The 15,710-nt window shown below is 53.1% G+C and carries 11 protein-coding genes; 5 read left to right on the top strand and 6 right to left on the bottom strand.

Going from position 1 to position 15,710, the window contains the following annotated elements; all coding sequences use genetic code 11:
* Window positions 1-155: 155 nt before the first annotated feature.
* Genes COHPA_RS0118420 through COHPA_RS25680 form a run of 3 tightly spaced genes read left to right on the top strand, consistent with a single transcriptional unit; the run spans window position 156 to window position 1,664 of the window.
* A complete protein-coding gene (locus COHPA_RS0118420) occupies window positions 156-947 on the top strand; it encodes a hypothetical protein (RefSeq protein WP_027087623.1) in 792 nt (263 codons plus the stop codon).
* A complete protein-coding gene (locus COHPA_RS0118415; RefSeq protein WP_027087622.1) occupies window positions 947-1,207 on the top strand; it encodes a PqqD family protein in 261 nt (86 codons plus the stop codon). The genes COHPA_RS0118420 and COHPA_RS0118415 overlap by 1 nt, the downstream gene beginning before the upstream one ends.
* Window positions 1,197-1,664: a S24/S26 family peptidase gene (locus COHPA_RS25680; protein WP_156926698.1), complete on the top strand. Its 468-nt coding sequence runs from the start codon at window positions 1,197-1,199 to the stop codon at window positions 1,662-1,664. Before COHPA_RS0118415 ends, COHPA_RS25680 begins: the two co-directional genes overlap by 11 nt.
* 56 nt (window positions 1,665-1,720) lie before the next feature.
* Here the strand turns inward: COHPA_RS25680 and COHPA_RS0118405 are convergent, their stop codons facing one another.
* The 4 genes from COHPA_RS0118405 to lhgO form a co-directional block, all read right to left on the bottom strand.
* A complete protein-coding gene (locus tag COHPA_RS0118405) occupies window positions 1,721-5,539 on the bottom strand; it encodes a fibronectin type III domain-containing protein (RefSeq protein ID WP_027087620.1) in 3,819 nt (1,272 codons plus the stop codon).
* A gap of 94 nt (window positions 5,540-5,633) precedes the next feature.
* Window positions 5,634-6,668 carry an NAD-dependent epimerase/dehydratase family protein gene (locus COHPA_RS0118400; RefSeq protein ID WP_027087619.1) on the bottom strand — a complete coding sequence of 345 codons (1,035 nt, stop codon included), beginning with the start codon at window positions 6,666-6,668 and terminating at the stop codon, window positions 5,634-5,636.
* Between the two features lie 2 nt (window positions 6,669-6,670).
* The gene (gene rfbC / locus COHPA_RS0118395) at window positions 6,671-7,240 is read right to left on the bottom strand and encodes a dTDP-4-dehydrorhamnose 3,5-epimerase (RefSeq protein ID WP_027087618.1); all 570 of its coding nucleotides are present in this window, start codon (window positions 7,238-7,240) and stop codon (window positions 6,671-6,673) included.
* Window positions 7,227-8,447: an L-2-hydroxyglutarate oxidase gene (gene lhgO / locus COHPA_RS0118390; protein WP_027087617.1), complete on the bottom strand. Its 1,221-nt coding sequence runs from the start codon at window positions 8,445-8,447 to the stop codon at window positions 7,227-7,229. The genes rfbC and lhgO overlap by 14 nt, the downstream gene beginning before the upstream one ends.
* A gap of 229 nt (window positions 8,448-8,676) precedes the next feature.
* Between lhgO and COHPA_RS23785 the strand changes: the two genes are divergently transcribed.
* A complete protein-coding gene (locus tag COHPA_RS23785) occupies window positions 8,677-10,494 on the top strand; it encodes an apiosidase-like domain-containing protein (RefSeq protein WP_027087616.1) in 1,818 nt (605 codons plus the stop codon).
* Between the two features lie 67 nt (window positions 10,495-10,561).
* On the opposite strand, the gene COHPA_RS24865 is transcribed toward COHPA_RS23785, so the two are convergent.
* Window positions 10,562-13,801 carry an apiosidase-like domain-containing protein gene (locus tag COHPA_RS24865; RefSeq protein WP_027087615.1) on the bottom strand — a complete coding sequence of 1,080 codons (3,240 nt, stop codon included), beginning with the start codon at window positions 13,799-13,801 and terminating at the stop codon, window positions 10,562-10,564.
* Between the two features lie 170 nt (window positions 13,802-13,971).
* On the opposite strand from COHPA_RS24865, the gene COHPA_RS0118375 reads away from it, so the two are divergent.
* On the top strand, window positions 13,972-15,081 hold the full coding sequence (locus COHPA_RS0118375; protein WP_027087614.1) for a glycosyltransferase family 4 protein: 1,110 nt from the start codon (window positions 13,972-13,974) through the stop codon (window positions 15,079-15,081).
* Between the two features lie 74 nt (window positions 15,082-15,155).
* On the opposite strand, the gene COHPA_RS0118370 is transcribed toward COHPA_RS0118375, so the two are convergent.
* Window positions 15,156-15,683 carry an acyltransferase gene (locus COHPA_RS0118370; RefSeq protein ID WP_027087613.1) on the bottom strand — a complete coding sequence of 176 codons (528 nt, stop codon included), beginning with the start codon at window positions 15,681-15,683 and terminating at the stop codon, window positions 15,156-15,158.
* Between the last annotated feature and the right edge of the window lie 27 nt (window positions 15,684-15,710).

Here is a 15,710-nt window from a genome sequence, read left to right as displayed (position 1 = left end):
CTCCGGCCGTTATCGAGCAACGCCCATTCGCTTTCGAAACGAGACAATCCAGACCTAGATGGCCTCATCACTAATCATTTACCATTAGAACCGCAAGCAGGGGCGCACCAGCGCCCCTTGTTTGTACAATCAACGAAAGGGAAAGTGAGCTTACTATGCACATCAGTAAAATCCAAATCGGCGATCATTACGTTCTCGTTAACACGGATGACTTATCCGTACATAGCTGGATACACGATCAATTCAAAGTCATTCCCCGGGAGCAGTGGGACGGCAATACGCCGGATCTGTACATGAACATTCGCAAAGGATACGGCGTTCCCCTGGAAGATTACCACGTCGATATCAGCCAGCAAGACGGCGTCCTGATCTATGCGCGGGACGACTTCATGATTCGGTCGCTGCCCGATTACCGGCAAGTAGAGCTTCAAGTCCACGATGATCTGGCTCTTAAGCATGCCCTGATGACCATCTACAGCGCGTTCATCGTTCATTCCGGCTGGGGCTTGCTGATTCACTCCTCTTGCGTCGTCAACGGCAATAAGGCTTACTTGTTCGCCGGGCCGTCCGGAGCCGGTAAATCCACGGTCGCCATGCTCTCGCGGCCTAGAGAGGTTCTGTCGGACGAAGCGACGTTGATCAAGATCGAACCAGATCGGGTCGTCGCCTACGACTCGCCGTTCCGAAGCGATTCTACGACGAATTACGAGAAGGAAAGCCGGCCTTTGGCGGCCATTCACCTTCTGGAGCAATCGCCGCAGATCGAACGGAGCCGAATCTCGCAAGCGGAGACGGTTTTCCGGCTGATGGACAAAATCTTCTACTGGGCGCATGACCCCGCGGAAACGCGCAAAGTGCTGGGCATGTGCCGTACGCTGACGCTGCAGGTAGCCGCCTATAACTTGAAATTCCAAAAAAACGATCTGTTCTGGGAGAGGATCTCTTAATGTGGAAATGCGCTGAACATATGGAAGCCGTCGAGATGGAAGGCGAGTGGGTCGTATTGGACTCGGAAAAATACTTGATCACCAAGTTGAATGAAGTCGGCGGATGGATATACAGCCGCATACAGGCAGGCGATACGTTGGAGACGCTGGTGCAAGCGATGTGCGGCGAATACGGCATCTCCGAGGAGCAAGCCAAGAATGACATTCTCGTCTTCGCGGATCAGCTTGTCCAATGCGGACTGATCGAGAATGTCGCCTAGTCCCCCGTTAACCGTTGCGAAGAAGCTGATGTCGTCTTGCGGTTCGGTTATTATCCCGTCTGCCGGGTACAGCATGTACCCGACCATTCGACCTCAAGACGAATGTCTCTTCATCCCCGCTCATGAGCGGGAATTAATCCTGGGCGATATCCTCCTATTCTGCGACCAAGAAGGACACTTGGTCGGCCATCGGCTCGTCGGCATCTCGGAAAGCCCGTCCGGCAGAACGTACACTTGCAAAGGCGACACGAATCTGTACCCCGACCATCCTGTCGCATTCGATCGGATCGTCGGTAAACTATGGAGTATCGAACGAAAGCCCAAGAGGGTCGGCACGAACAGGATTGCCTCTGCCGGACGAGGAATGGCCCTCTGGGGAAGCGTAATGATTCGGTTTCCCTTCCTGTCCTTCTGGTTACGAAAGTGGGTCCATTATTCTTTCTATAGAACGAACTGAAACGCACCTTATCCTTCAATCGGATAAGGTGCGTTTCATTGTCGTTCTTCTAAGAATTAGCGCTTATCGGTCTGATCGAGAAGCCGGCTAATCATGACCGCCGCTTGCGCGCGATCGGCGTATAGATCGGGCTTGAAGCTGCCGTTCATCCCGTAAATCAGTCCTTGCGCGGTTGCGTTGCTTACGGACCCGAGCGCCCATTCGCTGATCTCGGCAGCATCGACGAACGGAAGCTTGCCGGCGGGATCGTTCTGACCGGCGGCCCCTGCTTTAGCGGACGCGTACGCCTTCCATATCATGACCGCCATCTCTTCGCGCGTGATTCGGTTGGCCGGAGCGAACCGTCCGCCGCCGACTCCTTGAATCCATCCGGCTTCGTATGCCGCAGAGATAGAGTCAAAGTACCAGCTTCCTTCCTTCAGATCATCGAAAGGAGGTCTTTCGGCAGGCGGTTTAAGATGGAATGCCCGGGCGAGCATGGCCGCGAACTCGGCTCTCGTGACTTCGCCCGACGGATGGAATCGGTCGCTCGTCACGCCGCTGACGATCTGTCTGGCCGCCAGCGATTCGATTTCCTTCCTTGCCCAATGATTCGCAATGTCCGCGAAAGTCTTCACTTTGGCGAAGACGGCATATTCCGAGAAGCGGGACAGTTCGAGCGCTACGTTCCCGTCGGCATCGACCGTTCCGCCAAGATCGTTCCATACGCCGTTCGTATCGTCCCAAACATAAATTCCCGTAAGATCCGAATCCGGTTTCTCCTTGGTCGATAGGCTTAGCCGGACCGGTTTGATAAATTCGGCCGCTTCCGCGCCGTTACGTTGAACCGTGAAATCGTAAGCATCCGATAACGGTCTCAGCGCTTGACGGATGGAAGCTTGATTTCCTTCTAAAGACTTCTTGACGATCGTGAACGTCACTTTGTCTTTGTCCGCGACATTCAGCCAACCCGGCGTAAGCTCCAGGACTAGACTGCCCATCCGAACCACAACCGGCTTCTTCTTGTCGGCGGCAAGCTTCAACAGAACGCCGTCCAACCTCAGCTCCAGCAAATCGAAGGGTTTGCCGGACGGAATGTCGATCGCCCACCGCGCATCCGAACCGTTCAACGACCTCAACGACTCCAATTCATTCGGCGAATGAGTCAATTTAATGCCCTTATCCGTCGTTTCGTATTTCGTATTCCTATCGGCAAGAGGAGCTCCTCCGCCTCCTCCGCCTCCTCCGAACATAGGCGCAGGCGGTAATTTCTCGGTTTTCATCTCGACCGTAACGCTGAGCTCGGATGTAAGTCCTTCCCCGAATAGAGATTGGACGGCAAAGGAATACGAGGTGTCCGGTTTCAAGCCTCCCGCGCGATAGGTCGGTTCGGTCGTCGTCGCTACCCGAGTCCCGTTCATGTACACATCGTAGCCGGAAGCTCCGCTTACCGGCGACCACCGAATGTCGATCGAATGAACCGTATTCGCGGTCATGGCCAAGCCTATCGGGGCTCTAAGCTCCATCCGCACGGTTAGTTCGGCTGACCGAAGCGTCTCGATATCGTTCCTGTCCACTGCCGTTACTTCGAACTTATACGTCTGTCCCGGCGTTAACGCCTCGATGGCGAAGGAGGTTTGATCCGTCTCCGCAATGCGCGATCCGTCTTTGTATATCCGGTATGCTAGGACTCCATCCTTATCCGTCGCCGCGTTCCATGACAAGGTGGCGCTGGTTGTCGTCTTCTCCGAGACGCGCAGATCGGACGGCGGCGCGGCCAAGGTCTCAACCGAGATTGCAGCGCTGGTTTCCGATTCGTTCCCGGAAAGATCGATGGAGAACACATCGAAGTCGTAACGCGTCTCCGGTAATAAACCGGTAACCTCGGCCTTCATTCTATCGGTTCCGTATACGATATCGGTGACGCTGGCGGAGGAACCGCCGTATCTGATCATATACTCGCCGATTCCGACATCGTCTGTTCCTGGGAGCCATGAAAGCGTGACGCCATTATACGAAACGCCGGTCTCTCTCAGATCCGATGGCGGCGTTGGAGGAGTGTCGTCGGACACGGCCGGCGTCGCGATACTCACCTTGTTGCTGACGGTCTCGTTACCGGCCTTGTCAACGGCCGCGACGGAGAAGGAATAGACCATCGAAGGCGCCAGGTTCGATACGATTCCGTAGGTAGAACCGGTAACGCTCATTTTCTCCTCGTCGTTCATAAAGATCTTATAGCGGTCAACGCCGACATTGTCATACGCTTCTTGCCATGTCAATTGGATTGCCGTGTTGTCTGCGATGAGCACGGGATCGTTCAATACCGGATTCGACGGGAACCTTCCGGAGACGTCGCCCGTGTCGATGGCCGCATCGAGAGCGTCGTGCCAAACCTCCGCCATGACGTTGTAGCCGCTGGCGTCAGGATGGAAATAGTCGCTGTCCGGATAAGTGAAGTAGGATTCCTTCAGCATGGCGTTGATGTCTATGAAACCGATCTTCTTGCCTGCCGCCTTCAAAGCCGCTACGGTTTCGGCCAGCTCATTGTTGTATTGCACGATGCGCGCCCGGAGCGGCGGGTCGTTCAAATAGATATCGGGGATGGAGGACACGATGACGTACGTGTCCGGAAGACTATCCGCTATATTCTCCAGCGTTACCTTCATGTAGAAAGCCGCTTCGTTGTCGCTGTCCCACATATCGTTCGTCCCGGACATGAGCAGCACGTAATCGGGGACATAGGCTGCGATCTGACTGTCAACCAACTCGGCAATCTGAATCGCTCTATGTCCGGGGTGGCCTTCGTGATCCGGATCGAAATTCGCGACCGACGACGGATTCTCCCTCAGAGAACCGACGAACAGCGCGTTCGGGTGACTAGATTGGAGCAATTCCCAGAGCGCCCCCCGGTAACCGCCCGGGCTGGGGACTCCAGAAGTATATCCTTCCGTAAGAGAGTCGCCGAGCGGCATGATCGTTACCGCATTCGCGGGCTTCTGCGTTGCGGCACGGAGCTTGTTGCTAGGCCAAGAAATAGCCGCGTCCAGCTTCGCCTTCACATAGAACGAATATGCCGCGACCGCGTCGATCGGACTCGTCGGCGGATTCGCATCCGTCCAAGTGAACGAGGTATTCTCCGTCTCTGCCAGCGCTACTTCCCCGGCTTCCGTCAACCGGTATACCTCGTAGGCATATCCGTCGCCGTAGAGAGGCTTGTCCCATTCCATGGTGATGGAAGTCTCCGTTCGGTTCGTCGTTCTAAGATTCGTCGGCGCCCATTGATAGACCAATAATGCGTTATCGAAATACGCCGTTCCTTTGGCGTTCGCTTCGTACGCCTTAATATCAAACTCGACTTTGACGTAACGAGTTCCCTTCGGCACGGTTCCGGTAATTTCCGCCTTTTCGAATCCATCGTTTACTTCGAAGAAATCCTTATATATATGAGTAATATAGGCCTCTTCCAAATTCGGGTTGCTCTTATCAAGCGTGTCATCGAAGAAATCGATCCGCATCGTCACTAACGAATTTTCGGCGGATTCGAAGAATACGTCGGCAGTAAATTTGAAAAGCTGCCCCGGCACGACGTTGTCGATCCATTGGTGAGCTTCGGATACTCCCCATTTGACGGGAATATCGTCCGTGTGAATTTTGAGCACGGTGTTAGTCGAAAGGTCAGGTGACGCGGCAATTTCGGTTTCATCCTCCGATAACCATGTATCCCACGCTCCGATCGATCCCGGCAGCTCCGGAATCGCGTCAAATGCGCCGTTGTCGATTAAATTGAGATCATAGTCGCCTATCCCGCCCTCTTCGTTTGGTGCGGCTAGGACATTCATGGGCACGATCGAAACGACGAGAAGGACGACGAGACAGAATCTAAAAACTTGTTTCATTAATAATCTCCTTTCAAGTAAAAACAGGCTGGAATCGCAATGAATCCGCAAAAAAATAGGCCACCCAGAAAAATCCGGCTGACCCGATCCGGCTTTACACGACCGCAATAATACCGCCGTACAGCTCGCATTCTTTAATGATCTTGTGCCACTTGGCCAGCTCCTGGTACCAGCCCAGCGTGATCGTTTGCTCGTTCTTCACGAGCTTGCCGGTTGCCAGCGCGTCGTAGATTTCAAGCGCGCCGTCCGCCGCCGTCCATTTCGCCTTCCAATTGAGCGTTTTCTCGATCTTCTCGAAGTTGACCCGGTAAGAGCGATGGTCGGGATCTCCGTACCAGGAGATCGTCACATCGATCGGAAGCGCCCCGGCGATTTCATCCGCTAATCGGCCCAACTGATAGTTGTTCCGGTCGGAGCCGACATTGAAAATTTGGCCGTTAACGTCCGATTCCTCGGCTTCCAACAATAAGCACATGACGTCGGTCGTATCTTGCACGTGCACCATCGGTCTCCACTGCGACCCGTCCCTCATGAGCGGGATATCGCCTTTCTCCCAAGCTCCGAGCGTCATCCCGTTAATCGCCAGATCGAACCGCATTCTCGGCGAATAACCGTATACGGTCGCCTGCCTGATCACGACGGCGGTGAAGGTGGCATCCGCAAGGGGAAGGATGTCGCGTTCGGCTTGCTCGTTCGCTTTGGCATAGGTCGTCAGCGGATTGGTCGGAGATTGCTCGCTCACGATAACCCCTTGATCTTGAAACCCGTAAATGCTGCAGGATGAAGGAAGAATATATCGTCTAACGCCGGATTTCTTCGCCAACTTGGCGCAATTGACCCTGGCCTCATGGTTAATTTGATAAGTGGCTTCCTTGAACAGCTCTCCGCTCGGATCGTTCGAGATCGCCACCAAGTCGATGACGGCATCCACGTCTTCGAAATAAGCTTCCGTCAGCTTTCTGCAATCTTCCTTAATGACGGTCAAATTCTCATGCGAAGGGGGAAGTTTATCCGTTCCGAAGAAAAACCGATCGATCGCCTTTACGTGATAGCCTTTGTTCAGCAATTTGGGAACCAATACGCTTCCGATATAACCGCCTGCTCCAGTAACGAGTACGTTCTTGACCATGTTCATCCTGCCTCCGTGAAATTAGTGTCGAGCTGACTAACGAAATCCTTGAACGTAGGTTGCTTGCGATCCTTATCCGATAAAATCGGGTCCGTCGTCGGCCAATCGATCCCGAGGTCCGGATCGTTCCACAGAATGCCGCTGTCATGCTCCTGGGAATAAAACTCGTCCACTTTATAGAACACTTGAGTGTTCGGAAGAATCGTGCAGAAGCCATGCGCGAATCCCTTGGGGACGACAAGCTGGAACTTGTTCTCTTCGGAGAGATGGACCCCGACCCATTCGCCGAAGGTCGGCGAATCTCGCCTCAGGTCAACGACGACATCGTAGATCGCGCCCGTCAACACCCTCACGATTTTGGTCTGGGCTTTCGGGTCTTTCTGAAAGTGAAGACCGCGAATGACGCCTGCCTGTACCGATAACGAATGGTTATCCTGAATCAAATCGAATCGCAGACCAAGCTTCTCGAACTTTTCCTTGCTGTAGCTTTCCATGAAAAATCCCCGATGGTCGCCGAACACGTCCGGCTCGATGATATACACGTCTTTGATTTTCGTCTCAACCAGCCTCAACTTTTTGACCTCCTTGTTTGTCGCAGATCGCATCCACAACATATTGGGCAAACGGGAACGAGCAAGTAAATGCAGGCGAAACCGCGTTTAGAATATGCATCGACCGGTGGTCCCCTTCGATGACGAAATCCTGCAGCAGCTCAAGCGTCTCCTTATTCAGCAACTGGGCGCGGATGCCCGGTTTCATGAACTCGCCGAAGCCGTCGCTGTCGATCCTCTTCACCATTTTCAGGGACAGTCCGATGAAATGCCGTTTCATATATTTCTTCATTTCCTCGAAAGCCAAAGTTCTGAAATTAAAGGCGTTCTTGTAGAACAGCTTCAACTCGAACTTCAGTATGGTCAGGAACTCTCCGAGCTTGAACCGGGATAACCCTTTATAATTTTCCCTCCAGAAGGCCGGGATGGCCGTCGGCCCGATCTTAATGGTGCCGTCTACCGTTTTCGTAAAATGTACGCCCAAGAAAGGATTTTTCAGATTTGGCACCGGATACACGTTCGTGTGGAGATCCGTTTTATTTTTGGCGTACTTCAGATAGATGCCCTTGAACGGAATGATCGTGTACGCTTGGCCGAAGCCGGCTTCATGCGCGATTTTATCCGCGTACAAGCCTGCCGCGTTGATCAAGTAGCCGCACTCGAATATTTCGTTGCCGGCATAGACGAGACCGTCTTTCTGGCTTCGATAAGGACAGTTGAAGAAGATCTCCACGCCGTTTGCCGTAATTTCCTCTTTGAGTTTGGCGCACACTTCCACGGGATCGACGGTCGACGTCGTCGGCGAATATAACGCCCTCTTGAACGTACGAACGTTCGAATCGATCCGGCGTAGCTCGCTCTCGGCGATCCAATGGAGCTCCACCCCGTTGCGGTCCGCCCTTTTCTTCAATTCATAGAGGCCTTGCAGCTCTTCCTCGTTGGTCGCCACGACAATCTTTCCGCATTTGTTGATCTTCAGGCCGTTCTCCTCGCAATACCGGGTCATCGCCTGGTTGCCTTCTCTGGTGAACCTCGCTTTAAGACTGTCGGCCGAATAATAGAATCCCGCGTGCAGAACGCCGCTGTTCCTGCCGCTGGAGTGCTTGGCAACGTCCTCCTCCTTCTCGAGAATGGCTATCGTCCGGTCGGGAAACCGACGTCTCAGTTCCCTCGCAATGGTCAATCCTATAATGCCGCTTCCTACGATGAGATAGTCATAGTACCGCATATCAGGAAGCCCCTCCCCCGGCCGATAAATCCTGTGCGATCCGCGCCGATTTGTTCGCTTGTGCCATACGGTCGTCTCCTCGCCAACAATATCAGATACGATTTGTATCATTTCCCCTTTTTACATTATGATACAAATAGTATCGTGTCAATAGTTTTTTATTCGAGATTATGATACAATCCGTTTCAGATAAAGAGGACCTTATCTATGCAGAGGGGAGCGTAGTCCGATGAGAATTCATCGACTGGTTTTTATTGCGTTGATCGTTTCGTTAATCTTGCTTCCGCTTTACGGTCAACCGGGATCGCTATATGCCGTGGATAGCTTTGACAACATGCTTGTGCTTGCGAAGAACAAGAAAGAGATGCTGCATAACGGCAAGCGCGTCGTCGCCTCGCAACCGTACGAGATCATCAAAGGGACGGCATACGTCGCGCTGAACGGAATCGCTCAGCCATTCGGGTTCAAACTCTCCTACGATGCAGCCGCGAAAGAATCGATAGCGGTTTCCGAATCGATGAATATCCGATTGAAGTGGAACAGTAACCTCGTTACCGTGAACGGAACGTTGAAAACCTGGTCGGAACCGACGCTCTTGAAGCGCGGGTCGCTTATGATTCCGCTCCGCATGTGGGCCGATCTGACCGCAAGTACCGTCTCTGCCGAAGGGAATGATACGATCGTCCAATGGCGGTCAGCGCCGGTAAAGCCTCTGGCTCCGCTTCAGGTGAGCGATAACGGCAGATATCTCGTAACCTCGAGCGGCGAGCCCTTCTTCTGGCTCGCGGACACGGCCTGGGAATTGATACAGAGGTTGACCCGCATCGAAGCGGATACTTATCTGACCAACGTGGCCGAACAAGGCTTCAACGTCGTTCAAGTTACGGCGTTATCGCATTTCTGGAACCTCAACGTACCGAACGCGCATGGGGATCTGCCTCTAGAAGGAGCGGACCCGGACAAGCCTCTCGCGACGGCAGGCAGCAACCCTGCCAACGCCGCGCAATACGATTATTGGGATCATGCCGACTACGTGATCGATACGGCGGCATCGCTCGGCATCTACGTTGCGCTGTTGCCGACCTGGGGCAAATACATCATCGACAACGGCGCCCCTCCCGACAATCAGCCATACCAAGGTATATTTGATTTCAATAGCGCTTATAACTTCGGAAAGTGGATCGGAAGCCGCTACGCAGACCGGAGCAATATCATATGGGTACTCGGCGGCGACCGCGCGCCGAATACCGAACCGGAGAGAGAGCTTGTTAGGCGAATGGCGCGGGGAATCAAAGATGGTGGGGCTACACAGTTGATCACCTTTCACCCGATCGGCGGGAAATCTTCCTCGGAGTGGTTCCAGAACGAATCGTGGCTGGACTTCAATATGTATCAATCGGGCCACCTGTCCGTTGATTATCCGAATTACAAAGTCATTGCTTCCGACTATCTCAAGAAGCCCGTTAAGCCGATCATAGACGCGGAGCCGCGATACGAGGATAGCGGCATCAATTTCAGTTCCGCGAACGGCAGGTTCTCCGCCTATGATGTCAGGCAAGCCGCCTATTGGTCGGTATTCGCGGGTTCGTTCGGACACTCGTACGGCAACGGGGCCATTTGGCAAATGCACGCTTCCGGGTATAAGGCCGATGAAATTCAATATTGGCACGATGCCTTGAACGCAGCCGGAAGATCGCAAATGAAGCACCTGCGCAAGCTGATGGAATCCAGACCGTTTGTCGAACGAGTTCCGGATCAGTCGTTAGTTACGAATGCCTTATCCGGAGGAAGCCGTATCCAGGCGACAAAAGGAACGAATTACGCGATGGTATATTCCCCTAGAGGCGCTGCGTTCTCGGTTAGCATGGGGACAATAACCGGAGATACGGTAACGGCGCGCTGGTATAACCCTCGAACGGGAGTTAGCGACTTAATCGGGGAATTTGCGAATGCGGGGACACAAGCCTTTCAACCTCCGTCCGGCGGAGTCGGGAATGACTGGGTTCTCCTGCTCGACGATACGAACGCCAACTTCTCCAGTCCTTGACAGAGGAGTCGTGGAACAACGAACAAGCAGCCGCTTCCGGCTGCTTGTTCGTTTATGCCGTTCTTCCTCACCTTGGATTGGTCGTCACCACTAACGGTTGGCTGAACGGCCCCCAGTTCTGCGCTTTGTCTTTCGCTTTGACCGTGAACGTGTAAGTCGTATTCGGAGACAGTCCCGTGGCCGTGTACTGTAGATTGGCGAAGTTCTGCGTATAGGCGATCCAAACTCCGTTCCGGTAAATGTCATAGACATCGATCCCGCTGGGGTCCGTCGACGCGGCCCATCTGAACGTAACCGAAGTGGCCGTCTTGGAGACAACGGTCAGATTGCTCGGGGCCGTCGGAGGATTCGTGTCGTTCCCTGATGCAGCGTTCGTCGTCACAACCAATGGGCTGCTAAGCGGTCCCCAGTTCTGGGCCTTGTCTTTCGCCTTGACCGTAAACGAATAAGTCGTATTCGGAGATAGCCCCGTGGCCGTATATTCCAAATTGGCGAAGTTCTGCGTGTACGCAATCCATACGCCGTCCCGATAGATGTCGTAGACATCGATTCCGCTCGCATCCGTCGAGGCGTTCCATCTGAACGTAACGGAGTTGGCCGTCTTCGATACCGCCGTCAGATTGCTCGGGGCCGTCGGGGGTGTCGTATCGTTCCCGGGCGCCCCGTTCGTCGTCACGACCAATGGGCTGCTGAGCGGCCCCCAGTTCTGCGCCTTGTCTTTCGCTTTGACCGTAAACGAGTAAGTCGTATTCGGAGATAGTCCCGTGTCCGTATATTGCAGACTGGCGAAATTTTGCGTATACGCAATCCACACGCCGTCCCGGTAGATGTCGTAAACATCGATTCCGCTCGCATCCGTCGACGCCGTCCATCCGAACGTAACGGAGTTGTTCGTCTTGGAGATAACGGTCAGATTGCTCGGGGCCGTCGGGGGTGTCGTATCTCCGGGTACGGGTACATCGCTTTCTCCGGGAGGCGGATAAGCTTTAGCTTTATCGTCCAGAACGAGCACCCAATCGTTGTTGACACCGGTTGACGGCGGCGTGAACGCCCGCGTCCCCGTATTGGCGAAGTCGCCGATCAGCGTATTCGCGCCAGTCCTCGGATTGTACCAATAGGCCGTAACCGTCGTGCCCGATATTCGGCCCATGTTGACCGTGAAGGAGGTACGGGCGTAAATCATGGCGTAGCTTGAGCCGCGGGTACAGCGAATATGATCTCCGCCGGACAACGCGCCCGTCACCAGGGATTGATCCGGCACGCGCTCCAGGAAAGGTCTGGATTCGATCAGTCTCCGCAAATATTTCATGTCGGATCTGCCCTCTGCGTTCAGAGCGTCGTACCAGTAGACGTTCTCGTCCGAAGGACGTCCCGGCGCGTACATTTGCCATATGGAACCATGACCGTACGTATGACCGAACGAACCTGCGAATACCGACCAATAGGCAGCTTGACGAACATCATAGGGGGTGAAGCGCCCATTCGCCGAGTTGAAGTTAATCCCGGCATTCTCGTACCTTGGCTCTCCATCTTGCACGGGCTTAATCGGCGTCCTTCCATAATCGGACGCGATGACGTTGTAGTTCGGAAAGTTCTGCGAGACATGGCCCGACTGGTACATATTAAAGCTAAGCCAAGCTTCGTTCTGAAACCATTCGGAGGACGACTTTCCTCCGATCGGATGGAACGTCTTGATCTGCGTGCCGCCTCCGTCGTTAATTCCTTGGACCATTTGCCGGATTAGCTGCCTCTTGGCATCGGTGTCCGGCGCGCGGTCGCCGCCGAGAACCCATACGACATTGCTTCTGTTCGCGTACCGGCTTCCGATCCACTTGCCGTAGTTATACGCCTTGGCGTTCGTGAAGATGCCTTTGTACGGCTGATTGTAAGGAGGGGCGCTGTTATCGATGATATATTTGCCCCACGTCGGAAGCAGACCGACATAGATACCGAGCGATGCCGCCGTGTCGATTACGAAATCCACATGGTCCCAATAATCGTATTGCGCGCTATTGGCTGGATCGCTTCCCGCAGTCGTGAGCGGCCGGTCCGGGTCCGTTCCCGTTAGCGGCTGATCCCCCTGGGCATTCGGCACGGTGAGATCCCATTTCTCCGATAAAGCAGTGGCCAGGACGAAAGTGAAACCTTGTTCGGCGGTACTCCTCAAGTAAGTTTCCACTTCGGAGCGGTTCAATCGCTCGAACAATTCCCAGGCGGTGTCTGCGAGCCAGAAGAACGGTTTGCCGTCCGAGGTGACAAGAAATCTGCCATTGCTGCTTACTTGTACCTTGTTAGTAGCGGTTGGCATCTCGATTTCCTCCCTTGTAATCGCATACGCGTCCGAATAATATTGTCTTTTGTTCGCCTCCGTGTTTTCGTTCGACCAGAAGGGCTCGCCCCATGCGATGGAAAAAGCGTAGCGATATTGGCTAGTCTTCATCGTCTGCATATTGGGCAAGCCTCCGACCTCTGATATTCCGATCGGTTTGCCGCCGCCGAAGCGCCAAAGATTATCGTGATGGCTTTGCAGAAATTCGCTATGATAAATATCCCAGCTCAGGACGTCAACCTTGCCGTCCGTACCGATGACACCGTTCGTAACCGTGCCGGGATAATAGAGTCTATAATCATCGATGTTAGGGTCCGACTGCCGTTGGCACTGGACGTTCCATACGAACAATAGATTGTTCAGTCCATGATGGACGACCAACCGGTTATAAATCAGCTCCCAGAGCGCCCTGAAATTCTTTTTCTTTCCCCACCAGAACCAGTATCCGTTCATCTCGTGATACGGACGGAATAATACCGGCACGTCGGCATCCTTAAGCACCTGGAATTGCCCCGCAAGCTTATCGTACTCAGCCAAGAGCCAGTTGTATTGGGCGGTTCCCGGCGTGACGCATTGATTAAATTCCTCTTGCGTTTTGAAACCTGCGACTGGATTAGAATCGTTCCATAGGTTCTCCCATTTGTAGGAGGTTAGCGGATATTGCTGATGCCAGCAGAACGCAGGGATGCCCCCCGCCCTCCAATAAGCAAGCGCCGCATCGATGACTGCCTTGCGTTGACCCATGACGACCTGCTCGGTTTGTCCCATGATCGCTCCGAGCTCGAAGCTCGAAATCGCGGGGTACTTCCCGCCGGAAATCGGCAGTACCAGATTCGTAATGTTGTCCGTGGGCGCCTCAAACCAGTTGTGTTGCCCTGTAAGCATCCCCGCGTCCGGATTAGTCAAGGTATATAGATAGGACAGAAGCTGCTTCGTCTTCAGCGTCGCGTACGGATTGACCGGCAATTGCCCTTCCATCTCGTTCACTCCTTTGTCTGAAGGATCGTAATAGAATAGAATATGCGATTCATATACAAACTTCCACGGACGATTGCCCAAATCCGATACAAAATGTTAATTTTTCTTGACATGATACAAATTGTATCTTAGATTGGATGGTAGTAACCAGATACGTGGAGGGAACGGAAATGAAGAAAATCTTGATTATCTCGCCGGATTTATCCGTAAAAGGCGGGGTATCGTCGGTGGTTAAATCTTTAATGACGGAAATGGAAAAGAGAGGCGACAAGGTCAGGCTTTATAGCAGTTATATCGATTCGGTTCATCCGATTCTAAGGGTGTTGTATTCTCTCATCCGGTTTTTCGGTTTTATCGCTCGGTTGCACCCTTTTAAATACGACGTGTATTACTTGCACGCGTGCGCATTCGGAAGTTTCTACCGAAAATTTCTTTACGTCATGCTATTGAGTATTCTGCGCAAGAACGTCGTTCTGCATCAGCACGCAGCGGACTTGGAGCTATTCCTGAATAAAAACAGGTTCAACAAGCGGCTGGGCAAGCTGGCCTTCAAATCTTCAACGAAAATTTTCGTGCTTTCGGAAGATATGAAGCGAATTACCGCAACCGTTACGGATAACGAATCTATTCACATCATCGAAAATCCCATTCGCCTGCCCGAATTCTCGAGAGCGGATGATCGCCGCCCGAATGAACAAATCAGGTTAGTATTCCTTGGGGAAATCGGAAAGAGAAAAGGAATTTATGATTTAATACAAGCCCTATCGAGGATGACGGATGAACAAAAAAGTACAATACATCTCGATATCGGCGGGAATAAAGAGCTGGATACGTTAACTTCGATGATTCGACAGTATGGGCTCGAGAAAACCTGCACCGTGCATGGTTGGGTTGACGGAGACAAGAAATCCGCGTTACTGAAAGAAGCAGCCGTATATATATTACCGTCCTATTTCGAAGGAGTCCCGATATCCATTCTCGAAGCGATGTCGTATGAATTGCCCGTGATCAGCACGAACGTCGCAGGGATTCCGGAAATCGTCCTCCATCGCTATAATGGCCTGATTATAGAGCCGGGGGACATAGAAGGACTGAAGCAAAGCATCTTGTATCTCGCGGAGAACTTAGAAATAACCGAACAGTACGGCAGGAACAGCAGACGACTTGCCGAGAAGCATGACGTTCCGATCGTCGTCGATAAGATCATGGGATTATTCGAGAATGACGCGCGCAAGAGCAAGGTGAATAACACCCGGGTTTCGAGCGCCGGAAAAATTTGAATCGGTAGAGCGCAACGAAAAAGCACCGCCCGCCGGCGGTGCTTTCTTATGATTCGTACAAGGCGCGATCATGATTAAATGGCATACAACCCCCTGTCGTCGGCCTTCGACAACTCCTTGATCCTTCTTGCCGGCACGCCGGCGTACAGTCCGTCCGGCTCGCAATTCGACGCGACGACGGCACCCGCGGCGATGATGCAACCGTCGCCGATCGTAATCCCCGGCAGTACGGTTACTCTGGCTCCGATCCAGCATCCGTCGCCGATCGTGATGGGCAGGTTAACGGACTCGCCGCCCCTTTTCTCATGCGTTCCGATTTTGTGCGTAGACGTGCACAAGATCACGTCGAATGCGATCATGCAGTTGTCTCCGATCTTTACGTGGTCTTCCACCAGGCAGGAATGATTGAGGAACGAACCTCGGCCGATCTCGATATGGTTGCCTCTGAAGTTGCACTTCGAACGGATGTCGTTCGTCTTCGTTCGAATGCCTAGCCATCTGTACAGCATCGCCCTCACTCGATTCGGCAAAATGACAGAAGCCGCAATATGATTGACCAGTACATCCCAGATGACCTCTTTAATAAATTCTATCATATCCATCCGAACACAACTCCCAGCGCATACTCG

Source organism: Cohnella panacarvi Gsoil 349 (genome assembly GCF_000515335.1).
In the GTDB taxonomy this organism is placed as follows: domain Bacteria; phylum Bacillota; class Bacilli; order Paenibacillales; family Paenibacillaceae; genus Cohnella; species Cohnella panacarvi.
The sequence above is the reverse complement of the archived record's forward strand: the minus strand, read 5'-3'. Positions and strand labels throughout refer to the sequence as shown.